Annotated in this window: 20 protein-coding genes; 12 read left to right on the forward strand and 8 right to left on the reverse strand. The window is 66.4% G+C overall.

What is annotated here, in order from left to right:
• Window positions 1-158 precede the first annotated feature (158 nt).
• Both AC6A67_RS16795 and AC6A67_RS16800 read right to left on the reverse strand, forming a co-directional pair.
• Window positions 159-2354, reverse strand: coding sequence for a TonB-dependent receptor family protein (locus AC6A67_RS16795; RefSeq protein WP_498037713.1), 2196 nt, complete (start codon window positions 2352-2354; stop codon window positions 159-161).
• Window positions 2355-2653: 299 nt separating this feature from the next.
• Complete coding sequence (locus AC6A67_RS16800; protein WP_498037714.1) at window positions 2654-3076, reverse strand: hypothetical protein; 423 nt, start codon at window positions 3074-3076, stop codon at window positions 2654-2656.
• Window positions 3077-3552: 476 nt separating this feature from the next.
• On the opposite strand from AC6A67_RS16800, the gene AC6A67_RS16805 reads away from it, so the two are divergent.
• The 8 genes from AC6A67_RS16805 to AC6A67_RS16840 all read left to right on the forward strand — a co-directional run bounded on the left by AC6A67_RS16805 (window position 3553) and on the right by AC6A67_RS16840 (window position 11317).
• Window positions 3553-4641 carry an HPP family protein gene (locus tag AC6A67_RS16805; RefSeq protein ID WP_498037715.1) on the forward strand — a complete coding sequence of 363 codons (1089 nt, stop codon included), beginning with the start codon at window positions 3553-3555 and terminating at the stop codon, window positions 4639-4641.
• Between the two features lie 170 nt (window positions 4642-4811).
• On the forward strand, window positions 4812-5219 hold the full coding sequence (locus AC6A67_RS16810) for a PRC-barrel domain-containing protein (protein WP_498037716.1): 408 nt from the start codon (window positions 4812-4814) through the stop codon (window positions 5217-5219).
• Window positions 5220-5657: 438 nt separating this feature from the next.
• Window positions 5658-7313 (forward strand): arylsulfatase, encoded by a 1656-nt coding sequence (locus tag AC6A67_RS16815; RefSeq protein ID WP_498037717.1) that lies wholly within the window; start codon window positions 5658-5660, stop codon window positions 7311-7313.
• 18 nt (window positions 7314-7331) lie between these two features.
• Complete coding sequence (locus AC6A67_RS16820; protein ID WP_498037718.1) at window positions 7332-8288, forward strand: formylglycine-generating enzyme family protein; 957 nt, start codon at window positions 7332-7334, stop codon at window positions 8286-8288.
• 133 nt (window positions 8289-8421) lie between these two features.
• Window positions 8422-9339 (forward strand): LysR family transcriptional regulator, encoded by a 918-nt coding sequence (locus AC6A67_RS16825; protein WP_498037719.1) that lies wholly within the window; start codon window positions 8422-8424, stop codon window positions 9337-9339.
• A gap of 514 nt (window positions 9340-9853) precedes the next feature.
• Window positions 9854-10771, forward strand: coding sequence for a nucleoside-diphosphate sugar epimerase/dehydratase (locus AC6A67_RS16830; protein ID WP_498037720.1), 918 nt, complete (start codon window positions 9854-9856; stop codon window positions 10769-10771).
• The gene (locus AC6A67_RS16835) at window positions 10762-10995 is read left to right on the forward strand and encodes a sugar transferase (protein WP_498037721.1); all 234 of its coding nucleotides are present in this window, start codon (window positions 10762-10764) and stop codon (window positions 10993-10995) included. The genes AC6A67_RS16830 and AC6A67_RS16835 overlap by 10 nt, the downstream gene beginning before the upstream one ends.
• Entirely contained in the window at window positions 10970-11317 is a 348-nt protein-coding gene (locus AC6A67_RS16840) for a sugar transferase (protein WP_498037735.1), read from the forward strand. Before AC6A67_RS16835 ends, AC6A67_RS16840 begins: the two co-directional genes overlap by 26 nt.
• A gap of 376 nt (window positions 11318-11693) precedes the next feature.
• Here AC6A67_RS16840 and AC6A67_RS16845 read toward each other — a convergent pair whose 3' ends face one another.
• The 5 genes from AC6A67_RS16845 to AC6A67_RS16865 form a co-directional block, all read right to left on the reverse strand.
• Window positions 11694-12596, reverse strand: coding sequence for a thioesterase family protein (locus AC6A67_RS16845; protein ID WP_498037722.1), 903 nt, complete (start codon window positions 12594-12596; stop codon window positions 11694-11696).
• 476 nt (window positions 12597-13072) lie between these two features.
• The gene (locus AC6A67_RS16850) at window positions 13073-13828 is read right to left on the reverse strand and encodes an ABC transporter ATP-binding protein (RefSeq protein ID WP_498037723.1); all 756 of its coding nucleotides are present in this window, start codon (window positions 13826-13828) and stop codon (window positions 13073-13075) included.
• Window positions 13825-15672, reverse strand: a complete 1848-nt coding sequence (locus AC6A67_RS16855; RefSeq protein WP_498037724.1) for a branched-chain amino acid ABC transporter ATP-binding protein/permease — start codon at window positions 15670-15672, stop codon at window positions 13825-13827. Before AC6A67_RS16855 ends, AC6A67_RS16850 begins: the two co-directional genes overlap by 4 nt.
• A 2-nt stretch (window positions 15673-15674) precedes the next feature.
• Window positions 15675-16553: a branched-chain amino acid ABC transporter permease gene (locus tag AC6A67_RS16860; protein WP_498037725.1), complete on the reverse strand. Its 879-nt coding sequence runs from the start codon at window positions 16551-16553 to the stop codon at window positions 15675-15677.
• 298 nt (window positions 16554-16851) lie between these two features.
• Window positions 16852-18102, reverse strand: a complete 1251-nt coding sequence (locus tag AC6A67_RS16865; protein WP_498037726.1) for an ABC transporter substrate-binding protein — start codon at window positions 18100-18102, stop codon at window positions 16852-16854.
• Window positions 18103-18326: 224 nt separating this feature from the next.
• On the opposite strand from AC6A67_RS16865, the gene AC6A67_RS16870 reads away from it, so the two are divergent.
• From AC6A67_RS16870 to AC6A67_RS16880, 3 genes are all read left to right on the forward strand, one after another.
• Window positions 18327-18944 carry a TetR/AcrR family transcriptional regulator gene (locus AC6A67_RS16870; RefSeq protein WP_498037727.1) on the forward strand — a complete coding sequence of 206 codons (618 nt, stop codon included), beginning with the start codon at window positions 18327-18329 and terminating at the stop codon, window positions 18942-18944.
• A gap of 217 nt (window positions 18945-19161) precedes the next feature.
• On the forward strand, window positions 19162-20778 hold the full coding sequence (locus AC6A67_RS16875; RefSeq protein WP_498037728.1) for an AMP-binding protein: 1617 nt from the start codon (window positions 19162-19164) through the stop codon (window positions 20776-20778).
• A gap of 230 nt (window positions 20779-21008) precedes the next feature.
• A complete protein-coding gene (locus AC6A67_RS16880; RefSeq protein ID WP_498037729.1) occupies window positions 21009-22508 on the forward strand; it encodes an acyl-CoA carboxylase subunit beta in 1500 nt (499 codons plus the stop codon).
• Window positions 22509-22633: 125 nt separating this feature from the next.
• Here the strand turns inward: AC6A67_RS16880 and AC6A67_RS16885 are convergent, their stop codons facing one another.
• Window positions 22634-24265 carry a dihydroxyacetone kinase subunit DhaK gene (locus tag AC6A67_RS16885; RefSeq protein WP_498037730.1) on the reverse strand — a complete coding sequence of 544 codons (1632 nt, stop codon included), beginning with the start codon at window positions 24263-24265 and terminating at the stop codon, window positions 22634-22636.
• A 435-nt stretch (window positions 24266-24700) separates the two neighbouring features.
• Between AC6A67_RS16885 and AC6A67_RS16890 the strand changes: the two genes are divergently transcribed.
• The gene (locus AC6A67_RS16890; RefSeq protein WP_498037731.1) at window positions 24701-25834 is read left to right on the forward strand and encodes an acyltransferase family protein; all 1134 of its coding nucleotides are present in this window, start codon (window positions 24701-24703) and stop codon (window positions 25832-25834) included.
• The last annotated feature ends 147 nt before the right edge of the window (window positions 25835-25981 follow it).

Here is a 25981-nt window from a genome sequence, read left to right on the forward strand (position 1 = left end):
CGATTGGCGCGCGCCGCGCTGCGCCGCCGCCCAGGGCGAAGGCGCCGGCAGTTCGCAGCGCCAGCGACGGCGCTTGTAAGGCCTGGAGGCGCGGTGGCGCATGATCCGTCCGGGGCCAACCTGACCATGCGCCTGACCCTGCTTCGCCGTGCGCCCGCTCAGAAGGCGTAGCGCGCGCCGACGCGCACGCTGCGCCCGGAGCCTGGATAGAACACCGCCAGCCCGCTGGCCGGCGCGGTGGCCGCATTGGCGATGGTCGAGACATCGGCGATATGGCGCCGGTCGGCGAGATTGCGCGCGTCGAGGTAGAAGCTCAGGCCGTCGCCAGCGTCGAGCCCTGCCTCCAGATTGAGCAGCACATAGCCTGGCGCCTTCAGCGTATTGGCGTAGTCGACCCAGGCGCCCGCCGGGGCCCAGTCCACCGATGGCGTCAGATACAGCCCCGCCGCGCTGCGCAGCGACAGCGAGGTGCGCAGCACATGCTCTGGCGCGCCGGCGAGGCGGTTGGAGCCATAGACCGGATCACGCTGGAAGCGGAAATCGTTCCACGTCCAGCCCTGGCGCAAGGTCAGACTGGCACCGTCGAGATCCAGACCGGCAAGACGGAACAGATCAACGCTGGCCGCCAGCTCGACGCCCTGATGCAGCGTGCGCGGCGCGTTAAACACATTGGCCGGGATCGACGGATTGACCGTATAGGCCAGCATCTCGTCGCGCAGTCGTGCCCGATACCAGGTCAGCTCCCATTTGGCCGGTCCCCAGGCGCCGCGCGCGCCCGCCTCAAACGTCCACGCCTTTTGCGCCCGCAGCGGCGCGAATTTCGTGGTCCCGGCGAAGGTCTGGGTCAGATCTGTGAAGTCCGGGACGTCGACGCTGCGCGTCAGATTGGCGAAGACCTGCACCTCATCCAGCGGCCGCCACAGCACGCCAATGCGCGGATTTGCGCCAGCATAGCGCGCGCTGTCATGGCGATCCGAGAAAGCCGGGCGCAGGGCGGCGTTAAAGCCCTGGTCATAGGCGCGCAGGCTGTTGAAGGCCTTGAGGCCGGTGACCAGCCCCAGCCTGTGATGGAGCCACAGCGTGTTTTCCGCATAGGCCTCGGCGTTGAGCGCGTCCTGCACGCCGCTCACCGTCAGCGCCCCACGATGGCCGGCGCGATTGACATATTGTCGGGCGTCGGTGCGGCCGCCCGACAGCCGCGCCCCGACCACCAGATCGTTGTTGAAGCCCGCCAGGGTGAATTGCCCCTGGTAGCGGGGCGCGACGCCCCAGGTCCAGCCATCCTGCGCCACCACCTGGAAGATCGGGTGGTTCAGCGTCTTGCGGATCGCCCAGCTGGTCACATCCAACTGCCCGGCGTCGAGCCTGAGGCTCGTGACATTGGCGATGCGGACGGCGGTTTCCTCACGCGACTGATTGCCAGAAATCGCCGGCTGACTGGCCCGGCGCGGCTGATGCAGCGCGTCGAACAGCGACAGCGACCCTGGCAGCTTCTGGCGTATGTCGAACAGGCCGACGTAAAACCGGGTCTCCAGCTGATCGGATATCCGCCAGCCGAGATTGGCGTTGAACTGGCGATAGATGCTGGCGGCGTGGTCACGATAGCCGTCGCCATTCAGCCACGAGCCGCTGACCAGCACGTCGACTGGCCCCGCCACATGCGACAGGCGCAAGTGCTGGCGCAACAGACCGTCGGCGCCGGCCTCAAGGCGCGCCTCATGCGGCGTGCTTACCGTGCGCGCCGTCTCGCTCACCACATTGACGGCGCCACCAAGGGTGGTGGCGCCGAAAGCAAGGGCGCTGCCGCCGCGCCACACCTCAACTGCGCGGGCTGACAGCGGATCAATCTGATACAGCGAACCGCTGCCGTCGGCGTTGTTGGTCGGCACGCCATCCTGCATCACCTCGACGCCGCGCAGGTGATAGCCGCGCGCAAGGCCGGCGCCGCGGATCGACAGCCTTTGCTCCTGGCCATAGCGCTCCTCAACCTGCACGCCCGCCGTGTCGCGCAGCATGTCGCGCATCGTGGCGGCGCTGCGATTGGCGAAGGCGCTGGCCTCCACAAAGCTGACGGCGGCTGGAGTACGGGCGCTGGCGGCCGCCAGCGCCGCATTGCCTGGCGCGGTCAGCGAGCCCTGGCCACTGGCCCCCTGCACCTCGAGGGTCGGCAAAGCGATGGCGGTTTCAGCGGCTGGCGACGTCTGGGGCGCGGCGCCCGGCGGTTCGGCGCGGACGGCGCTGGCCTGCGCCAGAACGAAAGCGCTGGCGCACAGCATGAGTGACGCGGCATGGCGCGCGTGGCGCTGGGCGGCTTTCGGCGCCGCGCCCGCGTGGTGAAGTGATTGACGTTTCATGGTCGGTCCTGTCCGCCCAATGGCGGTCATCAGGGCTGCCGTCCCTGGCGCAGGCTGCCGCGCGAGGGACGGGCGCCATCGATCACGCCGGCGCGCTGGCCCTGAGGACGGCCGCAAAGGTCGCCCCCTTGGGCAATCCCATCAGCGGTCCATGGGCGTGATACGCGGGTGATCGTTGGCGAAGGCGCGTGGCCACATGCGCCGTCTGCTGGGCGGATGGAGGCGCAACGCGATGGGAAAAAACGCCCGATGGGCGCATGCGGCGGATTTCGCGCCGTAATGGCGCGCCGCTCCGCTCCTCAGGCCAGCGCCGGAGGCCCCCGCGACCAGAAGCGCAGAACACCGCCCTGACGCTGATCGATGCGCCGGCTGGGCGGCCAGACGGCCAGCGCCGGCGGCCTGAGCCACAGCAGCAGCGCCAGCAAGGCCAGCGGCGCGACCACCGCCAGCTGCGCGAGGCAGTGGGACAGGCAGCAGCCGGAATCTTGGGCCGGAGACCGCTCCGGAGAGGTCGCGTCAACCGTCCCGCCATCCGCCGAGGGCAGACACAGGATCGCGCCTGTCAGCTGGGTTGCGAAACCGGAGGCGCCGCTGACGCCATGCGGCGCCGTCGACGCCAGAGGCATCGCCAGCACCAGCAGCGTCTTGACGACAAACGCATAGAGAACCGCCAGCGCCGCCATGCGGCCGGCCATCTCGGTGCGCGCGAACCCGGTTGTCATGGTGATCTGCATAGGCGCGGAACCGCGCTGCGACAAGCCGCCGACGACTGTCGGCCGCAGCAATTGAAATGGTCCCCACTGGGGTCCACCGACGTGGCGCGCGCCAGATGCGGTCGCCGGCTGCGTTGCCCCCCCCGCGCCGTTCCTGGTTGCACGCAAGCCGGTTATCCATGTGGGGGCCGCCGTTGGATGGGATGCATCTGCTGAACGTTGCGACAACGAGGCGCGGTTCGGTGTCCGGTGGGCGCGTGCACATGTCGCAACCAACGAGCCGTCGGCAGGTCGACGCGCCCGACGCATCAACTGCCTGGGGGACGCCTCTCGCCGTCTCCCTCAACACAACAACGGCAGCAACCGCATGATCCGGTTCAATTCAGTTGGCGGTTGCTTTAGGTCAGATGCCAGTCGAGGCGCGCGCCATCGCATCGCCTCCACCATATCCGCCCGTCGCCGCGTCAAGTCCGGTAAAAAGCCTTATGCCCACGCCCTTCCGCCTGTTCCGGCCGATCATCGCCGGCGCCACCTTGCGTGAACGTCTGCTCGCCTGTCTCGGCGCCTTCGCCGGCATGGGCCTCGCCAGCCTGCTGACCCGGCTGATCGTCGGCGGCGAGCTGTTCCAGCCGCTGATCATTGGCCCGGTGGCGGCCTCGGCCGTTCTGGTCTTCGCCGTGCCCACCAGCCCGCTGGCCCAGCCCTGGCCGGTGATCGGCGGCAATCTGATCGGCGGCGCGGCGGGCCTCGTGCTGGCCATGCTGCTGGCGCCGCTCCATTGGTCGGCGCCGCTGATCGCTGGCCTTGCTGTGCCGTTTGGCATCCTTGCGATGAGCCTGACGCGCAGCCTGCATCCGCCAGGCGGGGCGATGGCCATGACCATGGGCCTCGCCGCTCCGGCGATGAGCGCCATGCAATTCGCCGCCGCCCTGCTGCCCGTAGCGTTGAATGTCATGGTGCTGCTGCTGTGCGCCATGGCCTTCCACCGGCTGTGCGGCCGCAGCTATCCGCACCGTCCGACAGCCGCGCCCGCCAATCCGGTCGGCTCGGCCGACATGCCGGCGGCGATGCGCAATTCGTTTCAGCCTGCCGATATTGACGCCGCCCTCGCCAGCCTGGACGAGAGCTTCGACGTTGATCGCAACGATCTGCTGCGGCTGATCCGTCAGGCGGAGACCGCCGCCCTGTCCCGGGCCGGGGGCGCGGTGCGTTGCGCCGACATCATGTCGCGCGACCTCATCAGCGTCGGCCGCGACGCCGACATCGACGAGGCGCGCCAGTTGCTCCTCGCCCACAATATCCGCGCCCTGCCAGTGCTCGAGCCGGCGCAGCGGCTGGCCGGCGTGGTGGGCCTGCGCGACCTCGCCGCCGCCGCCCCCGACGCCCGCGTCAACGATATCATGACCGCCGCCGCCACCGCCCATGAGCACGACCCGGTGACAACGCTGCTCCCCCGCCTCACCGACGGCCGCGCCCACGCGGTGATGATCCTCGACGACAACGCCCGCGTCACCGGCGTCGTCACCCAGACGGACCTGCTGTGGTCGATGGCGCGGGCGGCGCAGGCGCGCTGACTCGCCGCCGCCAGGCGGCCCCTGTCACGGTCCGGTCGCGCCTGCAGGTGAACGCGCGCTGACGCTTGCCGCAGCGCGGCGACGCCTGTTTTGTATAAAATCAGGGAACAATGATCATTACCTCGCGTTATCCCAGCACTCGCAACGTGATATGCGAACTGGAGAGACGAATGAACAAGACGTTGATGACCCTTGTGGCGACCGTTGCTTTGACTGCGGCCTCCGGCGCCATGGCGCAGACGGCCACGACGACGTCTTCTGTCAAGGAAGTCTATGTAACCGCCCAGCCAACCGATGTGCTCAGCAGCAACCTGCTTGGCCTGAACATCAAGAATTCGCGCGATGAGACCATTGGCGAGATCAAGGACCTCGTGGTCTCGGAGGGGCGCCTCGCAGGTTATGTGGTGTCGGTCGGCGGCTTCCTCGGCATCGGTGAGCGCTATGTCGTGGTGTCGCCGAAGGCGATCAAGGTGAATTACGCCACCGACGACAAAAAATGGGGCGCGACCATGGAAACCACCAAGGAAGCCCTCACCGCCGCGCCTTCGTTCAAATATGATGGCCGCTGGGCCCGTTGATTAAAGCGACGCGCGATAGACGTATCAGGCCCGCCCCCCGGCCCGCCCCCCACTGGGGCGGGCATTGTTGGTTTGCAGCCGACGCCATATGGCGCGCCCGGCGCCAGGCAGGATTGTAAGTCCTGTCCTAAGGTTTACGCCCCTGCCAGTGGCGCGCTGTCGCCCGACCCGGAGGCGACGCCAGACGCCCCTCCAGGCAAGGCTCACCACGGCCCAGCGACAGCATCTGCGAACGTCCGGTTCATCGAGTGAACATGTCGTTTCATCGAATTGCCCCCTGCCCGCCTGTGCGCCAGTCACTATTGCTTGCCGGCATCCCGTCGCCCGTCCGATTCGCATGATCGGCGGCGCAGGTTCCGGCGGCGCGATCGCTTGAACTGGCGGGCAACGACACGCAGCGTCCCCTGATCCAGGGAGGACAGCCGGCAGGAGCAGGAAATGAAACGCTCAGGTTTGCTTGCGACGGCGCTCGCCGCCCTCACCATCAGTCTTGGCGCGCCATTATCGGGCGGCGATTTCCCCTCCAGCGCCTTTGCCCAGAGCCAGGCTGCGCCGCCAGCGGCGCCAGCGCAGCAGCAGCCTGTGGCGGAGCGTCCGCCAAACATCCTCGTGATCTTCGGCGACGACATCGGCCAGACCAATCTCAGCGCCTATTCCCAGGGGCTGGTGGGCTACCGCACCCCGCATATCGATCGCATCGCCAAGGAAGGCGTGATGTTCACGGACTATTACGCCGAGAACAGCTGCACCGCCGGACGCTCCACCTTCCTCACCGGCCAGGTCTGCCTGCGCACCGGGCTGTGCAAGATCGGCATTCCAGGCTCTTCCACCGGCCTGCAGGCCCGTGACATCACCATCGCCCAGGCGCTGAAGGCGCGCGGCTACGCCACCGCGCAATTCGGCAAGAACCATCTGGGCGACCGTGACGAACACCTGCCGACCCAGCACGGCTTCGACGAGTTTTTCGGCAATCTGTACCATCTCAACGCCGAGGAGGAGCCGGAGCGACCCTATTGGCCCAAGAACGACCCCGCGTTCGTCAAGGCGATGACGCCGCGCGGCGTCATCAAGGCGACGGCTGGCGGCGCCATTGTCGACACCGGGCCGCTCAACCGCAAACGCATGGAGACCATCGACGACGAAACCACCTCCGCCGCCATCGACTTCATGCGGCGAAAGGCGCAGGCGGACCAACCGTTCTTCACCTGGATGAACTTCACCCGGATGCACATCTTCACCCACATCCGGCCGGAGTTTAAGGGCAAGAGCGGCCTGCCGGGCAACGCCTATGCCGACGGCATGTGGGAGATGGACCAGAATGTCGGCAAATTGCTGCAGACGCTCGATGAGCTTGGCCTGACCAAAAACACCATCGTCATCTTTACCACCGACAACGGCCCCAACGCCTTCACCTGGCCCGATGCGGCGACCACGCCGTTCCGGTCGGAGAAGAACACCAATTGGGAAGGCGCCTACCGCTCGCCGGCGATGATCCGCTGGCCAGGGCGCATTCCGGCAGGTGACGTGCGCAATGGCATCGTCTCTGGCCTCGACTGGTTTCCGACGCTGCTGGCGGCGGCCGGCGTGACGGATGTGAAGCAGAAGCTGCTCGACGGCTGGCGCCCTCAGGAGAACGGACCGGTCTTCCGCAATCACCTCGATGGCTATGACCAGCTCGGCTATCTGACGGGGGCAACGCCGAAGAGCGCCCGCGACCGCTTCTTCTATTTCAACGATGAGGGGGATCTGGTCGCCGTGCGCGTGGGTGACTGGAAGATGGTCTATGAGCGCCAGGACAGGCAGGGGCAGTTCGACATCTGGTCCTATCCCTTCACCAAATTGCGCGTGCCGAAGATGTTCAACCTGCGCATGGACCCATTTGAGCACGCAGAGATTTCTGGCAGCGGCTATGACCAATGGCTGGTGGAGAACGCCTATCTGCTGGCCCTCGCCCAGCGCGTCGGCGGCCAGTTTTTGCAAACCTTCGTGGCGTGGCCGCCGAGCCAGCGCATGGAGGATTTCTCACTGCAGCACATCCGCAAGAAGGTGGACGCACAGATTGAACGCAACGCCGCCCAGTCCCGCCAGCAATAGAAGATGTGACCGCCTGTCATGACCACACCACAGTCTACCGCAGGCATGGTCCGGCTCGGTGGCGGCGTGTTCATCATGGGATCGGACCATCACTATCCGGAAGAGGCGCCGGCCCATCCGGTCAGGGTCGATGGGTTCTGGATCGATGATACGCCGGTGACCAACCGGCAGTTTCGCGCCTTTGTCGCGGCCACAGGGCATGTCACCGTGGCCGAGCAGGCGCCTGACCCACGGGATTATCCTGGGGCGCTGCCCCATATGCTGCGCGCCGGCTCCTTGATGTTCAACCCGCCGTCAGCTGTGGCCGACCTGCGCGACTGGTCGCAATGGTGGGGCTTTCGCTTCGGCGTCAACTGGCGCAAGCCCTATGGCGCAGGCTCCTCGCTCAAGGGCAAGGACGACCACCCCGTCGTGCATGTCGCCTATGACGACGCCCTGGCCTATGCCCGCTGGGCCGGCAAGGATCTGCCCAGTGAGGCCGAGTGGGAATATGCGGCGTGGGGCGGCGCCTCTGGTCAGGAATTCGCGTCTGGTCAGGAGTTCGCCTGGGGCGATGAGCTCACCCCCGGCGGCCGCCATATGGCCAATATCTGGCAGGGGCAGTTCCCGATCGAGAACACCAAAGAGGATGGTTTCGCCCGCACCTCCCCGGTCCGCGCCTTTCCGCCCAATGGCTATGGCCTGTTCGACATGATCGGCAATGTCTGGGAATGGACGGCGGACTTCTGGTCGTCGCGCCACCCGGAGGGCCCCGCCAGTCCGTGTTGCGCGCCGACAAATCCGCGCGGCGGCCCCGAAGCGGAAAGTTACGATCCGCGTCAGCCTGCCATCCGCATGCCGCGCAAGGTGCTGAAGGGCGGCTCGCATTTGTGCGCGCCAAACTACTGCCGGCGCTACCGGCCCGCCGCCCGCCACCCGGAGCCTGTCGACACCTCCACCAGCCATGTCGGGTTCCGCTGCGTCTTGCGTGGATGACGGGGCATAGGCGTGGCGGCGGCCCCTCTCGTCGCCGCGATGTTGGCCTTATGCGTGGAATGCACTAGAGCGGGGGCGTCGCTAACCGTGCATCGTCAGCGCGCCTGGACGCTGGCCAGAAGGAGCACCGCGCTTGCGCTTTCTGACCCTGCGTTATTTCAACGAAGTCGCTCGCCTCGGCTCGATCCGCAAGGCGGCGGACCGGCTGCATGTAGCGCCGTCGGCGGTCAGTCGTCAGATCGCCCAGCTGGAGCACGAACTTGAAGCGACGCTGTTTGAACGCGCCCGCACCGGCCTGCAGCTGACCACGGCCGGCGAGCAGCTGGCGCGCCATACGCAGCGGATTTTCCGTGATCTGGAGAGAGCCCGCACCGCCATTGACGATTTGCGCGGGCTGCGGCGCGGCGAGGTCAATCTGTCGGTCATCGAGGGCGTGGTGTCGAGCCTGTTGCCAGGGCTGATCGCGCGCTTCCACGCGCAGTACCCAGAAATCAGCTTTAACGTGCGTACGGCGTCGACAGACATGACGACCGAAGCGCTGATATCGGACGAGGTGGATATCGGCATCGTCTTCAACGCGCCGACACGGGCGGATATCCAGGTGGTCGGCAGCTCTCTGGAGCCGATCTATTGCCTGGTTGCGGCGGATCATCCATTTGCTGCGCGCGCCAGCGTGTCGCTCGCAGAGCTGTGCCAGCAACGGCTGGCCCTGGCTGATCCGAGTTTCGTACTACGCCAGATCTTTGAACAGGCCGTCAGCAAACGCCGCCTGAAATTCAACGCATTACTCACCACGAATTCGCTTGAGCTGACCAAAACCATGGCTGCGACCGGCGACGCCGTCGCTTTCATGCCCGCCCTCACCGTTATCCGTGAGCTGGAGAGCGGCAGCCTCAAGGCCATTCCGCTGGACGAGCCGGAGTTCGCCATGGCCCGCTCCAGCGTCTGCGTCCACCGCGACCGCACCCTGCCCCACGCCGCCCGCGCCTTTCTCAAGCTGCTGGTGGCTGAGGTCGAGGCGATGTCGTCGGCGACAGGGCCCCGCGACTGAAACGGCCGCCCGGCGCCGGTCGCAGTAACGGCGCAGCGTGGGCCGCCAGAACCGGGGTGGTCATGGTTCAGTATTAACGTGGGGTCGAGGGTTTTGACGCTGCGTCCGCCCCGATGACCCAAGTAAATGTCCGCGAAACACTGTCGGAGTGGGATGCAAGGCTGCCGCAGGGCGTGTGGCCGGCGCATGTTCGTCATGCGCCTGGTGTTCCGGTGCGCGCGTGACGACGCGCAATGGGCGGCGCGCGCAAGTTTAGCGGCGCAGGGGGGCAAGTGGCTGCAGTGATGTTGCTTGTATGCCAGACATCCACGACGCCTTCCTCACGTCTTCCCTGTGCGAAACCGCGATTTCAGATTCTTAGATGAACAGTCCATTACCTGATTATTGCAGGGAAACGTGGGAGCAAAAGCAGCGCAGCCTGTCAGCAACAGACCGGGTCGTTGGCCCATTTTTGTAAATTGTTATTTTCATATTCCCGGGCCAGTGCTATCAGTTGCGGGAGTGGGGGCGCTTCATGACTATTTTTGCACTATTGTTTATTGATTGCATAGCTGTTCTCTGCTCTGCCGTAGGGGCATTTTTACTGCGCGACAATTTGGCGTTGAACATCGACAGATTAACTTTAGCGTGGCCGTATCTTGCCGCGACACTCTTGGCCGCAATTGTACTATTGCCGCTGAGCGGCATCAGCAGGAGCGTGTGGCGGTTCGCGGGTTTTGACGATCTATTGCGCATTTTCGTTGCGGCAACGGCCATTGTCGCCTGCGCCACCATGCTGGCCTATATCTACAACGGACTGCAGGATGTACCCCGTTCGGTCCCCATATTGCACGTACTCCTGTTTACCGGCCTTGCAGCCGGCCTGCGCGCCGTGCGCCGCTTGCGTCATGCGCGCCGACGCGGGCGAGCCATAACGAACGCGCCGGACGCCGTGCTGCCGCAACCGGAACGTGTATTGCTTGTGGGAGTGGATCCGGTCGCCGCATTGTTCTTGCGCGCCACCCGCGAGATGACGCGCGGCCAGGTGCAGGTGCTCGGGGTGCTGGCGGCGGCGCGGCGCTATCAGGGCCGCACCTTCAATGGCGTTCCGGTTATGGGCAGCCCAGACGACATCGCTCAGGTTTTGCAGCAACTGAAAGTACATGGGGCCGATATCCAGCGTATCGTTATTTCAACGCCGCCAAATGATCTGCCGCCGGCCATGGCTGAGGTGCTGGCCCGCCTTGATGCTAATGATGGCGTGTCGGTGGAGTATTTGCAGGAGCGGCTGGGCTTTGTGCAGCCACGCCCGGCGCCGGAGGGCGACAGCATGTTGTGTCGCCAGGCCGAACGCTTGCCGTCGTTGTCTCAGATGGTGGCCATAGCTGATCTCGACAGCCGTATTGGCGGATCAAGCGCCTGCTCGACATCCTTGGCGCAACGGTGCTCCTGATCGCCACCGCGCCGCTGATGCTCTGCGTGGCGCTGGTGGTGACGTTGGACGTGGGTGCGCCTGTGGTGTTCTGGCAGGAGCGGCTGGGCATGATGGGCAAGCGTCTGCGCATCAACAAGTTCCGCACCATGCGCCCGGCCTGGACAGCCCCCGGCGAGCGCATCCCCCGAGCAGGCGCGCACCTCGCGCACCGGCGCACTGCTACGCCGCACCCGCCTCGATGAGCTTCCGCAACTCTACCATATACTTGTGGGCGACATGTCGTTTATCGGGCCGCGCCCGCTGCTTTTTGCCGAGCAGGAACTGGCCTACGCCGCCCGCCTCGCCATCCGGCCCGGTCTGACCGGCTGGGCCCAGGTGCACGGCGGTCGCGAAGTGTCGGTGTCTGACAAGGTCGCCATGGATCTGTGGTATATCCGTAACGCCAGCCTGCGGCTTGACCTCAAGATTGCGCTGAAGACCGGGCTTATGCTGGTGCGCGGCGACCAGCCAGATGCGGATGTGATCTCCATGGCCTGGCGCGACGTGGGGCTGGGCTCCTCCTGAGCCGCCTGGCTTGCGGCTCGCTCGATGCTAAAAACTGCGGCGGCGCAGATTGCCCCCCCAGCCCGTCCCCCCTCGCGCCGCCGTTCTCAGGCTGATGGATGCGGGGGCGGGTTGGGACGGCCGTGGCGACAGGACCATGTCTCGGTCAAGGTCTCAGCTATGCAAAGCTCGCCGGCGCAAGGATCGAACGCGCGATTGCACACGGACGGAGGTTGGCAGTCTGTGACGCCGCACCCTGTCCGCTGCTGCCAGACGCCTGATACCGGTGAAACCTCCATGCAGACCGCAGAGCTGCTGACGTAAACGCGACCTGCAAATCTCCAACGCTCCGCGGATTTGTCCAGGGCCCGATGAGAAGCCTCATCGGCTTCTGGCCTCAGGCGCTCTCCAGCTCCGCCTGCTTGTTGGCGCGCGCAGCCGCCGCTCCCGCATCACGCGGTGTGGCGCCGGTCTTTTTGCGCAATTGCGCCGTCGCCGACAGGTTGATGGCGCCGAGCGGCCCGGAGACGTCGTGCAGCCAGCAGGCGCCAATGGCGACGCCATCCTGGGCGTGGTGGCTGACCATCTCCAGCCCCATCCACTCGCCGACCGGCGTGCGATACATGTAGAGGGTGAAATCGGTATTGATGAAATCGATGCCGAACTCGCTGCTATTGATCACCGGGCTGGCGAAATCGGCGACCATGGCGGCGCGCAGGAATGGCGTCATGGCGACGCCGGCCACGGCGGGATTATTGGGGCGGAACCAGGCCTGGCGATTGGCCACGGGCGACAGCGGCCCCAGCACCGGCTCATTGCCCTTGACCACCCGCTCCGCCCTGAAGCCATCCTTGCAGACCCGGGCATATTCGGCGGGGATCGGCTGCAGATCCCACGGGCCAAAGCTCATATGCGGGCCAAGCGCCTCCGGCGGCGGAGCGCGCCAGGGCTCCGCCTGCCAGGTGGGGTTGGCGGGGTTCTCCGTACGCCGAACGAATTGCGCCGTCGCGCGCGCCGCCAGTTCGCCGTCGCAATAGATGCTCGCCTCGGCCAGCTTGAGACGGCGGCCATCCTTCAGCTTGCGGGTTTCGACCGCCAGCGGCTGTGATTTGACCAGTCCAAGCATGTCGATGTTGAACCGGGTGATGACCAGATCGGGTCCGCCGTAGCGCTGCTCAAGGCAACAGGCCAGCAGGCTGGCGATGGCCGAGCCGGTAATCGTGTTCTCCACCCAATATCCGCGACTGATGCGGGTCGGAACGAACAGATCATCTTTTGTGATAAAATATGACTGATCCATTGAACTGCTTTGCTGCGCCGCATGTGGTGCGACGATCCCCTCTTTTTCTGGCGTCCTCCTTCGGCGCCACGGCGGGACCTGTCAAGTACGCAGGGGAAGCAAGCGGCCAGTGTCGCCGGGTTTTGGCGGGCGGCGGTGGGCACAGCCACCTGTAGCGGTGAGGAGCTAAGGGAGGGCGTGCACGGGTCTGACAGGCACGACAGGCGTGCGTGAGCGCCGGACCCCTGTTTGGCGCGGCGTGCAGTCAACTGACCCGTGGTCGGCGCGACGCGCCATGGCGCCGATCAGAAAGCGACAGTGGGCAGGTCCCGCCCGGGCTATATCAGCCCCGGAGCCTGATCCGTCCAAGTATGAATGGATCAGGCTGCGGTTTTATACCAGAAGCCGATGAGCATGACAGATCGGGTTCTGGTCAAGCCCGCGCGGCGCCTGAGCATTACAGGATGCGGATGCGTCAGCATCTTCGCATCCTGGCATCAGCCGTGCTGCGCCATATAAGCGGCGCGCAGGGCCTCGCTGCTGGCGATCTCCTGCGCTGGGCCATGGGCGATCATCCGGCCATTCTGCAGCACATAGGCCTGGTCGGCGATTTCCAGCGCCCGCTCGACCAATTGCTCCACCAGCAGAATGGTGGCGCCGCCGCGCTGCAGGGTCAGGATGGCGTTGAACACCTGATCAACCAGCAAGGGCGACAGCCCCAGCGACGGCTCATCGAGCATCAGCAGCTTGGGATCGCGCATCATCGCCTGGCCGATCGCCAGCATCTGCTGCTGACCGCCAGACAGGGCGCCAGCCAGATTGCCGCGCTTTTCCTTGAGGATGGGGAACAGCGTGTGCACCTGGTCGACCCTGCGGCGGTAGTCGGCCTGCGACAGCTTCAGTCCATAGACGCCGAGCTCCAGATTGTCGTCGACGCTCTGGGATCGAAACAGCCGGCGCCCCTCGGCGACGTGCAGCAGGCCCCTCGCGACGATGGCATGCGGCTTTGCCCGGCTGATCACCGCGCCATCAAAGCTGATGCGGCCGCGCGATGGGGTCAGCAGGCCAGAGATGGCGCGCAACAGCGTCGATTTACCGGCGCCATTGCGGCCGACCAGCGCCACGATGGCCCCACGCGGCACGCTGAGCGACACCTCTTCGAGCACGCCGACGTGGCCATAGCCGACGTCGACGCCCTCCACCTGCAACAGGGCGTCCGGCGCCTTGCCTTCGACGGTTCTGAGCATGGTCATGCCTCGCCTCCTGCGTCTGCGGCGGCTTCCGGGGTTTTCTGCAGCGCCCTGTCGCCCATATAGGCCGCCATCACCGCCGGGTCGGCGAACACCACCCCTGGCGCGCCTTGCGCCAGAACCTGGCCGCGATCCAGCACGGTGACATGGCTGGCGATGCTGGCCACCAGATCGAGATGGTGCTCAACGATCACCACTGTGGCCCCCAGCGCCAGAATACGCTTGATCAGCTCTTCAAGCCGGTCGAGCTCGGTCATCGACAGGCCTGCGGCTGGCTCATCCAGCATGATCAGCCGTGCGCCGCCCATCAGGGCCCGGGCGATCTCCACCAGTCGCTGCTGGCCATGCGGGGTTTCGCTGGCCAGATCATGGGCGCGCTCGGCGATGCCGACGAAAGCCAGCAACTGCATGGCTTCGGCGCGCATGCGCTCCGCCTCGGCCATGGCGCGCGGCAGGCGCAACATCACCTCGGGCAGGGTGGCGCTCTCGCGCTGGTAGGCGCCGAGCAGCACATTGTCGAGCACGCTCAGCTCGCCCAGCAGACGCGGGGTCTGGAAGGTGCGACCGAGGCCGCCGGCGGCGATCTGCTGGGGCGACAGCCCGCGCGTCTCGCGCCCGCCCAGCAGCACGGCGCCAGCGTCGCGCTCGTAGAAGGCGCCCACCACATTCAGCAAGGTGGTCTTGCCTGAGCCATTCGGCCCGACGATGGCCGCGCAGGTCCCGGGCGTGACGCTGAGGTCGACGCCGTCCAGCGCCGCCACGCCGCCAAAGCTCTTGCGCAGGCCGGTGACCTCAAGGCCGAGGCCATCGATGCGCGGCCGTTGCAGGGCCGCTTCAACGGGAGGCGCCTCGGCGACCGCGCGCGCCGGCGTCAGGCGGGCGGCGGCGGAGCGGATGGCGCCCACAAGGCCATGCGGCGCAAACAGCATCAGCACCAGCAGCGCCGCGCCATAGACCATCATGCGCCAGCTTTCGAGGCTAGCCAGCAGCTCGGGCACGAGGAAGAACACCAGGGCGCCGATCACCGGCCCCCACAGCGTGCCGAGGCCGCCGAGCACCACGGTCAGCAGGAAGAAGATGGAAAACTCGGCGGTGAAATCATCTGGGGTGACCACCGTCTTCTGCACGGCGAAGAAGGCGCCGGCGACGCCAGCGAAACTGGCGGCGATGACGAAGGCCAGCATCTTCAGCCGCGCCGGGCCAGCGCCCGCCGCCTGGGCCGCCGCCGGCACATCGCGCACGGCGACGAAGCCGCGACCGAAGCGCGAGTGCACCAGATTGCGCACCAGCCAGAAGCAGATGATGGCGGTGATCGCCACCAGCCAATAGACGCCGCGTGGCTCGAGCGCCACGCCGAACAGCGACGGCGGCTGCACGCCGATCACGCCGGCGAAGCCCTTGGTGAGGCCGCGCCATTCGATAATCATCTTCTCGAACACCAGCGCGAAAGCCAGCGTGATAAAGGCGAAATACCAGGTCGACAGCCGGAACGACGGCAAGGCCATCAACACGCCCATCAGGGCCGCGAGCACCAGGCCGACCAGCGCCGCCGGCCAGAACGACCAGCCATAATCGACGCCGAGCAGCGCCGTGGCGTAGGCGCCGATGGCGATGAAGGCGCCATGGCCGAGCGACACCTGACCGGCGTAACCGGCGAGCAGATTGAGGCCGATGGCGGCGATGATGAAAATGCCGAGCTGGGTGGCGACGAACAAAGCGTAGCCATGCGGATCGAGCGCCAGCGGCAGGATGAGCACGGCTAAAGCCGCCAGCGCCGGCAGGATGTTTCCGGCGCGGAACAGGCTGCGCGATGCGCCGCTCACAGGGGTTCTGTTGGAGGCCGCCATGGTCATACGGTCCTCGCAAACGGACGGCCGAACAGGCCGTGCGGCCAGATCAGCAGCACGCCCAGCACCAGCAGGAACACCACGGCCTCCTGATAGCCCGGCGACAGCAGGGCCGCGCCCATCGCTTCGGTAAGGCCGATCATATAGCCGGCGATCAGCGCGCCGCGATTGTTGCCGATGGAGCCCACGGCGGCGGCGGCGAAGCCTTTCAGCAGCAGCGTCGGGCCAAGCCCGGTCGAGGCGTAGAGCACCGGCGCCGCCAGAATGCCGGTGAGGCCAGCGAAGGCGCCGCCGAGCAGAAACGACCATTGGCTGAGCCGCGAGGGATTGATGCCGCGCAGCAGGGCGGCCTCACGATCTTCCGCCGTCGCCAGCACTGCCTTGCCGTGGCGGGTGCGGTAAACCTGCTCAATCGCCAGCACCAGCACGATGGTCAGGACGACGAGGAAAATCTGGTAGGCGCTGATGGTCATGCCGCCCACAGAAAACGTGTCCGTGCTCAGCGGCGCCGGGGGGCGCACCACAATCGGGTCCGGGCCCCAGATCTTGTTGACGCCATTGGCGATGATCAGCGAGACGGCCAGCGTGGTGATGACCCAGGCGGTGCCATGCTGCGCCTTGGCCAGCACCGGCGCCACAGCCACCCGTTCGATCACCAGGGTCAGCAGGCCAACGCCAATCAGCGTCGCCAGCAGCGCCAGATACCAGGGGTAACCCAGCACCGTCGCCAGGCTGGCGAACACCATGGCGCCCAGCATGACGAGCTCGCCTTGGGCGAAATTGAATACATTGGTCGGGCGGTACAGAATATTGAAGCTCACCGCCACAAGGGCGTAGAGACTTCCGGCGACGATGCCGCGTGCCAGGATGTCTGGATCCATGTCGTGCACTCACAGGTCTGGCGCAGCGTGCCCAGGGCGCATGCCTGAGGCGAACCGCGTGCGCATTCCGCAACTGATGGATCGTATTCGCCGTCCTCGCCGTGCGCCCGTCCGGCGCAGGCTATCGGTCACATGCGTCAATCCAGCAGAGTCTCAAATTTGACGTCGATCGGGCTGAACGGCCGCGCCCGTCGTCACGTCACGACGGAGCGGCAAAGCGATCAGCCGTCCATGGGCGCCCCAGGACAGGGCGCAAGGGTCGGGAGAAAGCCCCTGCCCTTCGCCCCTGATCGCCAGGTTACAGGCCGGGCGCGCGCTCGCGCATGCAGCCCATGGCGCGCTTGTCGACGCCAGAACTGACCGAAGCCAGCGTCACGTCGGCTAGCGAGATGCCGCAATGGTTCTCAGGCGTGAACGAAATATTGCCGAGCATCCCCTGGTAGTCGCGGGTCTGGTCGAGCGCCTTCTTGATGACCTCGACGTCGAAGCTCTTGGTTTCTTCGATGACTTTTTTCAGCAGATGGATGAAATCGTAATAAGGGCTTGCGGCGACGTTGACCTCGTGCCCACGGATATTGGGAATGGCCAGCAATTTGTTGGCGAGGGCCAGCTGGCGTGGGCCCGGCTGTTCCTTATCGGTCCATGTGAAAGTCTTGTAATAGGTGCCATAGACGTTCTTGACTGCGTCGGGGCTGACGAGTTCGAACAGGGCCGGCAGGAACAGGCCGCTGTGCCCGGTGACCGGCGGGAACCAGTTCATCGACTTCATGGTGTTGAAGGTCATCGCCGCGTTGGGAATATTGGCGATCCACGCAATGACGCCGTCGACGCCGGCCTTGTGCAGATTGCCGACATAGGGCGCCATATCCGGGGCGGTGATCGGATAGATCTGGATCGACCCGGGTTCGAGCCCCAGCTGCTTGAGGAATTTGACGGTGGAGGCGGTCGCCTGTTCGCCAAAAGCGGTGTTCTCCTGCAGAATGCCGATCTTCTTCAGCTTCTGCACCTTCACCATATAGTTGACGCAGGTTTCCGCCTGCTGGTCGGTGTTGAACAGGATTTGATAGTGATAGGGGTAGCGCTTGCCGTCGCCCAGCTCAGCCGCCGCCGCATAGGTAGCCTGGATCATTTTGGCCGGCGTGGTCGCCGCCAGTGAGGCCAGCGCCTGGGACGACGCAGTTGGGCCGACGACGTAATGCACGCCAGCGCCGCGCAGCTTGCGGACAATGCCTGGCTCCTTGGACGGCAGCGCCTCGTCGTCTTCCTCAACCCGCTCGATCTTGCGGCCGAGGATGCCGCCAGCGGCGTTGATCTCGTCCACCGCCAGCACGCCGCCGAGATACAGCGAATTGTAGGAGGTGACGAAGCGCCCCGTGGTCGGCCGCACCCAGCCGATGCGGAACGGTTCGGCGCCCTGCGCCGCGGCGCCTGCGCCGGAAACCAGCGTCGACACGCCGGCGAGGCCGGCCAGTTGCAGCAGCGAGCGGCGATCAATGACGCCGTCGCACGCCAGAAGGCGGCCCGTGAGGCGGCCCTGATGATCTGTCATGTTTCCCCCCGGGGATGAGAAGATGGATCTTCTTCGGTTTCCTCACCGGCCTGTGGCGGGCGATCTGTCGCGCCTCGTCCTGACCTGGCGAGTCATCGTAGCACTTGCTAGCCAGCCAGCAAGTGCTACGATGGCCGCGTTGTATTTTACTGTCACGGACCTGAGCCATCTCCCCGTCAACGGCCCTCACCCAGACCCAACGTCGTCAGGCATCCGACCGACGCATGCTACGCGCCGCCATGCGACTGATCGCCGAGAAAGGCGTGGCAAAGACCACGCTCGCCGATGTCGGCGTGGCCGCCGGCTACAGTCGCGGCCTGCCGGTGGAGCGCTTCGGCTCCAAAACTGCTTTGCTCGAAGCGATGGTGGATTCGTTTGAGAACTGGTTCGCCAGCCACGCCCCGGAGCAGATCGGCGCGCTGCGCGGCCTTGACGCCGTGCGCGCCCGCATCACCGCCCATGTCGAGAACGGCCTCGCCACGCCTGTGGGCACCCGGGTCATCTATTACCTGTACATCGAGGCCTCATTTGGCCTGCCGGAACTGCGCCCGCGCATGCGGGCGCTGTCGCGGGCCTTCACCCAGGGCTTTCGCCGGCATCTGCAAGAGGCGGTCGAGGCTGGCGAGATCCCTGCCGCCAGCGACATCAACCAGATCGCCACCATCATCGTCGGCATGGTGCGCGGCGTCTTCGTTGAATGGGTGTTGAGTGATGGCGAAACCGACATCCGCGCCCTGACGCCGATGCTGCACGAGATGGCGACGGCGGCGATCCGCCAGGGCGCTAAAGGAGCGCTGAAAGAAGGGATCCTCCCGGAGGATGCGCTGACGGGGGGCGCCTGAGGCCAGCGAGCCGCCGCGCCCGGGGGGGCGAGGCGACGCGCCAGCGCCGTTTGGGGGCGCATTCCGGTCGACGTTGATCGTCTGATCGATCCGGATGCGCACCCTGCATGGAGATCGACAGCATGGCCCGGTCCATCACGATCGGACCCTGCCCTGAAGACGCGCAACAAAATCGACAGCCGGAAAACCGGCGTCACATGTGGCTGAGGAAACGACCATGGACATCGATGCCCAACGCGATCCGGACAATTGCGTGCTGCGCTATCTGCTGGACCATCACGCCGCCGCGCACCCGCACAAGCTGTTCGCCATCTTCGCCGACGACAGCCGCTGGAGCTGGGGGCAGATGCGCGACATCGTCCGGCGCTTCGCCGCCGGCTTCGAGGCGCTGGGGGTCAAACAGGGCGACCATGTGGTGTCATGGCTGCCCAATGGCCCGCACGCCATTTCGGTGTGGTTCGCGCTCAATTATATCGGCGCGGTCTATGTGCCGATCAACATCAGCTATCGCGGCGGCGTGCTGCAGCATGTCATCGCCAATTCCGGCGCGTCGCTGATCGTCGCCGACAGCCAGTTGGCCGGTCGCCTCGCCGACGTTGACCGCGCCGCGTTGACCACTCTGGTGCAGGTCGGCGACGGCGCGCTCGACATCCCTGGCCTCAACATCCTGCCCGAAACCGTGCTGTCGGCGGCCACGGGCGAGCCGCAGGGACCCGCGCGGCCGATCATGCCGTGGGACACCCAGTCGATCATCTACACATCCGGCACCACGGGCCCGTCGAAGGGCGTGCTGTCGTCCTATCGCCACGCCATGACCATGTGCTCGGCGCTCGACGCCAGGCCCGATGACCGCGCCATGGTCAATCTGCCGCTGTTCCACGTCGGCGGCACCAACGCCGTGTTCCGTATGGTGCTCAGCGGCGCTTCGATCGCCGTGGTCGAGGCCTTCGACACCCGCAGCTTCTGGGACACCATCCGCCGCACCGGCGCGACGTCGATGACCCTGCTGGGGGCCATGGTGCCGTTCCTGCTCAAGGAGCCGCCGACGCCGCGAGATCGCGATCACACCCTGCGCCAGGGCGTCATGGTGCCGCTGAGCGAGGACGCCGCGGAATTCTCCGAGCGCTTCGGCGTCGAGATCCGCACGGTGTTCAACATGACCGAGATCTCCTGCCCGATCATCTCCGAGCCCAACCCCAGCGTGCCCAAGACCTGCGGTCGTCTGCGCGACGGCTTCCAGGTGCGCATCGTGGACGACAATGACATTGAGGTGAAAGTCGGCGAGATCGGCGAGTTGCTGGTGCGCTCCGACATCCCATGGGCGCTCAACCACGGCTATAACGCCAACCCGGAGGCGACCGCCAAAGCCTGGCGCAATGGCTGGTTCCACACCGGCGACGCCTTCCGCCGCGACGCCGATGGCAATTATTTCTTCGTCGACCGCATGAAAGACGCGCTGCGGCGGCGCGGCGAAAACATCTCATCCTTTGAGGTCGAGGCCGAATTGCTGTTGCATCCGCAGGTGCGCGAGGCGGCGGTGATCGGCGTGCCCAGCGAGTTCGGCGAGGATGAGGTGATGGCCATCATCGCCCCCGTTGACGGCGCCAATATCGACCTTGAGGAACTGACGGAATTCCTCACCCGCCGCCTACCGCATTTCATGGTGCCGCGCTTCATCCGGCAATTGCCAGAATTGCCGCGCACCCCGACCCAGAAGGTCGAGAAATATGTGCTGCGCAATGAGGGCCTGACCGAAGACACCTGGGACCGCGAGGCCGCCGGCATCCGCCTGAAGCGCGAAAAACTCGACAGCGCCCGCATGACCCTGGCCTGACGCCAGAACCCGATGAGCATGCCTCTTCGGGTTCTGGTCAAGCCGGCGCCTGAGCATGTCAGGATGCGGATGCGTCAGCATCATCGCATCCTGGCCTGGGGCCGCGCCAAGGCCCCCATGGCGCCCGCCGTCATCGGGGCCGCTTCACATGCCATCCAGTCGCGGCGAGCTGAGGCAAAAGCCCGCCGCCGCCATCGCGACGTGAGGCGCAACGCCTCGGGAGAACAAGCGTGCGTGAGGATCTGCAAGCGCTGCTGCGCGCCAAAGCCGCCCTGACCGATCAAAGCCGCCCCGACGCCGTGGCGCGCCAGCACAAGCGTGGCAAATGGACGGTGCGTGAGGCGCTGACCGCCATCGCTGACGCCGACAGCTTCACCGAATATGGCGGGCTGGTGCGCCCAGCCGTCGACGGCATGGAGGGCGCCGCCGATGGCCTGGTGATGGGCACGGCCAAGGTCGACGGGCGTCCGGTTGACCTCGTGTTGTATGACTACACCGTGTTCGGCGGCGCCCAGAGCGCCTTCAACCACGCCAAGATCACCCGCATGTATGAGCACGCCGAGCGCTTTCGCCTGCCGGTGATCTCGTGGCTCGACGGCGGCGGCGCACGACCACATGACATGCACGTCACCGCCCGCTCCTCGACGCCGACCTTCGTGGTCTATGCGCGGTTGTCGGGCCTTGTGCCCACCGTGGGCATTGTGCCGTGGCGCGCTTTCGCCGGCCACGCCAATCTGGCCGGCCTCAGCGACCTGCTGGTGGTGACGCGCGACGCGGCCATGGGCATGGCGGGTCCGCCGCTGGTCGAGGCGGCCCTCGGCAAGAAATTCCGTCCGGAAGAGCTGGGTTCGGCGGAGGCGCACGCCGCCTCTGGCGTGATTGACGTGCTGGTGGACACCGAGGCCGAGGCGGTGGCCGTGGCCCGCAAATATCTGGGCTATTTCGGCCCGCCGCTCGCCGCCGGGGCGGCGGCGGACCAGACGTCGCTGCGCGACATCGTGCCCGAGAATCCGCGCCGCGCCTATAATGTGCGCAAGGTGATTGAAACCCTCGCCGATCGCGACAGCATTCTTGAGCTCAAGGCCGGCTACGGCAAGGCGGCGGTCACCAGCTTCATCCGGCTCGGCGGCCGCGCCGTGGGCGTCATCGCCAACCAGCCGATGCAGCTGGCCGGGGCGATGGATACCCCTGCCTGCCTGAAGATCGCCCGCTTCGTGCAGATTTGCGACGCCTTCGACATTCCGCTCTTGGTGCTTTGTGACACCCCTGGGCTGATGGTCGGACCAGACGCCGAAAAATCCGGGCTGATGCGGCACAGCGCCCGGGTCATGACGGCGCTGGCCAACGCCACCATTCCGGTGATGACCGTGGTGCTGCGCAAGGCCTATGGCCTTGGCTATTACGTCATGGGCTCGCGCCCGCTGGATCCGGCGATCCTGCTGGCCTGGCCCACCGCCGAATATGGCGGCATGGGGCTGGAGGGCGCGGTCAACATTATCTACGGCAAGGAGCTGGACGCCATGACCGACCCCGCCGCCCGCGCCGCCCGCCACGCGGCGCTGACGGCGGAGCTGAAGCGATCAGGCACGGCGCTCGAGAGCGCCGCCCGCTTCCTTTACGACGACGTCATCGACCCCGCCGACACCCGCGCGATCCTGCTGCGCACGCTGGACACGCTGCCACAGCCCGCGCCCAGAACCACGCGCAAGCGGCTGATCGAGCCGTTCTGACGCCAGTACCCGATGAGCATGACCGATCGGGTTCCGGTCAAGCCCATACGGCGCCTGAGCATGTGAGGATGCGGATGCGTCAGCAGCTTCGCATCCTGGTATGAGCCCAGCGCCAGGGGGCGCAATCAGTCGACGACGCCGCGCGCCAGCTGCGCCAGCAGCCGCGCCACGGCTTCGGCGCCGGGATCGACATGCCCGGCCAACTGGCTGGCGTTGAGATAAGCCGCGCGCCCGGCCCCGGCCTGCGTCATGGCGGCGGTGCGATCGGCCCCGGCCCGCGCCGCCGCCGCTGCGGCGTCAACGCCCAGGCTCAACGCTGCGAATGCCGGCGCCATGGCGTCGACCATGGTGCGATCGCCGGGACGCGCGCCACCGATTTCCTGCATGCGGGCAAGTCCGGTCTGCAGGGCGTCGGCGAGCGCCGCGCCTTTGGCCATCGCCTCCCCGGCGGCCGCAAACAGAATGGCCAGCAACACGCCAGACGAGCCGCCCATGGTCTGGGTCAACTCCTGGCTGATCGCCCGCAGCAAGGCCGGAGGATCAGCCAGCGGCAAGCGGTCGACCCCGGCCAGCAGGCCACGCGCGCCATGGGCCAGGGTGGCGCCGGTGTCGCCGTCGCCCGCCTGGGCGTCCAGCGCGTTGAGGTCGTGCTCCGCCGCGATGAGGGCCTCGCAGCCCGCGACGATAATGGCCCGCGCCATATCATTGCGGGAGGGCGGCGGCGCAACGGCGACCACACCCTGCGGCACGGGCTGCGTCGTCACCGGCGCAATCGGTCGCAGGCCCGGCCAGGCTGGCGGCGCGGCCTCGTCCTGCAGTAGCGCCAGCTCCTCATCGTCGGCGCCATACAAGGACAGTGAGAAGCCGCGCATGTCGATGGCGGTCATCAGCGCGCCTGGCCCGATGCAATGGCTGATGCGCCCACCCAATGGCGACGCCAGCACCTCACGGGCGATCACCGCCATCTCCAGTTCCGAAAGCCCGCCCAGATTATTGATCAGCGCCACGAGCCGGCCCTCGCCCAACCTGGGCGCCAGCCTGTCGATCATCGCCGCCACGGCGCCATGGGCGCCGGTGAAGGCGATCTGCTCGACGCCGGCTTCGCCGTGAATGCCAAGCCCAAGCTCCGCCTTGCCCTCCGGGACGCGCTGCTCTTTGGGAGAGCCAGGGACACGGCAGGTGTCGAGCGCCACGCCAATGCTGCGCACGCCCGCCGCCACTTTCTGCGCCGCCGCCGTGACGCGCGCCAGATCGGCGCCTTGCGCCGCAAGCGCTCCGGCGATCTTGTGGACGAACAGGGTCCCGGCGACGCCGCGCGGCTGCGGCAGGTCGGGCAGCGCGATGTCATCGCCCACCATCACCATGCTGACCTTGAGCCCGGCGGCGCGCGCCCGCTCCGCCGCCAGCCCGAAGTTCAACCGGTCGCCGGTGTAATTCTTGACGATAAGCAGACAACCAGCCGGGCCAGTCACCGCCATGATGCCGGCGAGAATGGCGTCGACGCTGGGCGAGGCGAACACGTCGCCGCAGACCGCCGCCGTCAGCATGCCGGCGCCGACGAATCCCGCATGGGCGGGCTCATGGCCCGAGCCGCCGCCGGAAATCACCGCCACCTGCGCGCGGTCCCAATTGGAGCGCAGCACGACGCGCAGATGCGGAAAACCGTCGAGCCGGCTCAGCGCGCCGCCGGAGAGCGCGATCAGCCCATCCAGCGCCTCGGTCACCACTTGATCCCGCTGGTTGATGAATTGAGACATGCATCGCTCCTTGCGCCCGCAATTGCAGGGACCTCGCGCACCCGGCGACGGGCCAACCGGGGGCAAGTCTGGCGGGGCAACTCTGGCGGGGCATGCCTTGGCAGGGCCGATGTGCGCCGACAACGATGGGACGCCCAAGGCCCGCTCTTGCCCGCGCTCTTGCCCCCGCTCTTGGCCCAACCCTCGCCCCCGCCCGGATCATAAGGCGACTGCGAGGATGCGCCCCTGCGCCAGGCGCCTGACCCTATGACGATTTCCTCCACACAGCATAACGGTGGGGCGATCATGCGGCGGCGCGTGCTTGCGCTTGTGGCCGCCCTTACCCGGGCGCCCGTGTCCGAAAGAACTACCGCGCGCGCCCATATGAACCCGGCGACTTGTGGGGCATGCGCCCTAGTTTTCCCCATGCGGAGTTCGCAACATGGAGGCAGGCGAATGGCACAGTTACAGCCGTTGACAGCGGAGGACACGCCGCCGTCCGCCCAGGTCAGGACGCGTCTTCAGCGCGAGCGGGTTACGTTCCTCGACACCCTGCGCTTCATAGCGGCAGGGGCCGTGCTGTTGCAGCACATCGCCGAAGTTCACAGCGACGCCGGGCGTTGGCTCACCGCCACGCTGTCGCCAGGCGTGTTCGGCGTGGCGTTGTTCTTCCTTGTCAGCGGCTTTGTCATTCCCATGACGCTCAGGGCCGATTTCAACCTGCGCGACTTCGCCCTGCGACGGGTGTTCCGCATCTACCCGCTGGCCGTCGCCGCCTTTATCGCCGTCGCTTTGCTGGGCTATGGCACGGATATCGCCGGCTTCGCCTATGTCCGCAGCGCCAGCGCCTTTGACTGGCTGGCCAATCTGCTGCTGATTCAGGATTATGTCGGCGCGGCGCCGCTGCTTGGCGTCACCTGGACGCTGAGCATCGAATTCGCCTGGTATGGCGTGTTCGCCATCACCGTGCTGCTGCGCGGCCAGGATTTTGACCGCTGGCTTGTGATGGTCGCGCCGCTGCTGCTGCTGGCGCTGGTCATCCTGTCCCTCGCCACAGGCCAGCGGCTGCCGCTGGCCCGCATCGGCATGGTTTATGCGGCGATCATCGGCTGCCGCGCCTGGCGGGCCTGGTCAGGCGCCCTGCCCACGGCGCATTTGCTCCGCGACGCCACCGTGTTCGTCCTGGTCATGGCCACCGCCAATCTGGTCTCGTTCGGCTATTTCAGCCATCCGAACATCACACTCTACCAGGCGCTGCTGCCCTGGATCGCCGCGCCGGCGCTGTTCGTCGCCGTCACGGCGCTGCCGTGGCTGAACCGCCATGCCCTGCTCAATAACCAGCTGACGAGCTGGCTTGGCGAGATCAGCTATTCCACCTATCTGCTGCACCCCATCGCCATCGGCCTCGCCGCCTGGCTGGCCATAGACAGCCTGTTCGTGCCGCTCAGCCTCGGTTTGACGTTGCTGTTGTCCGTGCTCGGCTACCGGCTGGTTGAACGTCCCGGCCAGTCATTGGGCAAGACTGTCGGCGCGACCCTCCGCTCCGATCGCGCCGCCGCCCCTGCCGCCGCCGCGCGGCGCCAGCGCTGATCCCCGCGCCGTCGCCCGCGCCACGCGGCGGCGTGCCGTGCAGCCATAAGTGCTCATGAACGCAATTTGCGCTCGCCTCCCCTGTTCGACCGAGAATGCTCAAACAGATGCCAAATACCCCAGAAGAATTCTGAACAAAACACTTAC

It is taken from the genome of Camelimonas sp. FR25, from assembly GCF_059740505.1.

What these genes read in the sequence shown, in the direction of transcription:
- AC6A67_RS16820 (WP_498037718.1), top strand. Translation starts at nt 7,332, where the DNA reads ATGACCACACCACAGTCTACCGCAGGCATGGTCCGGCTCGGTGGCGGC.
- AC6A67_RS16885 (WP_498037730.1), bottom strand. Translation starts at nt 24,265, where the DNA reads ATGTCTCAATTCATCAACCAGCGGGATCAAGTGGTGACCGAGGCGCTG.
- AC6A67_RS16795 (WP_498037713.1), bottom strand. Translation starts at nt 2,354, where the DNA reads ATGAAACGTCAATCACTTCACCACGCGGGCGCGGCGCCGAAAGCCGCC.
- AC6A67_RS16890 (WP_498037731.1), top strand. Translation starts at nt 24,701, where the DNA reads ATGGCACAGTTACAGCCGTTGACAGCGGAGGACACGCCGCCGTCCGCC.
- AC6A67_RS16815 (WP_498037717.1), top strand. Translation starts at nt 5,658, where the DNA reads ATGAAACGCTCAGGTTTGCTTGCGACGGCGCTCGCCGCCCTCACCATC.
- AC6A67_RS16870 (WP_498037727.1), top strand. Translation starts at nt 18,327, where the DNA reads ATGCTACGCGCCGCCATGCGACTGATCGCCGAGAAAGGCGTGGCAAAG.
- AC6A67_RS16855 (WP_498037724.1), bottom strand. Translation starts at nt 15,672, where the DNA reads ATGGCGGCCTCCAACAGAACCCCTGTGAGCGGCGCATCGCGCAGCCTG.
- AC6A67_RS16830 (WP_498037720.1), top strand. Translation starts at nt 9,854, where the DNA reads ATGACTATTTTTGCACTATTGTTTATTGATTGCATAGCTGTTCTCTGC.
- AC6A67_RS16800 (WP_498037714.1), bottom strand. Translation starts at nt 3,076, where the DNA reads ATGACAACCGGGTTCGCGCGCACCGAGATGGCCGGCCGCATGGCGGCG.
- AC6A67_RS16860 (WP_498037725.1), bottom strand. Translation starts at nt 16,553, where the DNA reads ATGGATCCAGACATCCTGGCACGCGGCATCGTCGCCGGAAGTCTCTAC.
- AC6A67_RS16810 (WP_498037716.1), top strand. Translation starts at nt 4,812, where the DNA reads ATGAACAAGACGTTGATGACCCTTGTGGCGACCGTTGCTTTGACTGCG.
- AC6A67_RS16845 (WP_498037722.1), bottom strand. Translation starts at nt 12,596, where the DNA reads ATGGATCAGTCATATTTTATCACAAAAGATGATCTGTTCGTTCCGACC.
- AC6A67_RS16875 (WP_498037728.1), top strand. Translation starts at nt 19,162, where the DNA reads ATGGACATCGATGCCCAACGCGATCCGGACAATTGCGTGCTGCGCTAT.
- AC6A67_RS16865 (WP_498037726.1), bottom strand. Translation starts at nt 18,102, where the DNA reads ATGACAGATCATCAGGGCCGCCTCACGGGCCGCCTTCTGGCGTGCGAC.
- AC6A67_RS16850 (WP_498037723.1), bottom strand. Translation starts at nt 13,828, where the DNA reads ATGACCATGCTCAGAACCGTCGAAGGCAAGGCGCCGGACGCCCTGTTG.
- AC6A67_RS16805 (WP_498037715.1), top strand. Translation starts at nt 3,553, where the DNA reads ATGCCCACGCCCTTCCGCCTGTTCCGGCCGATCATCGCCGGCGCCACC.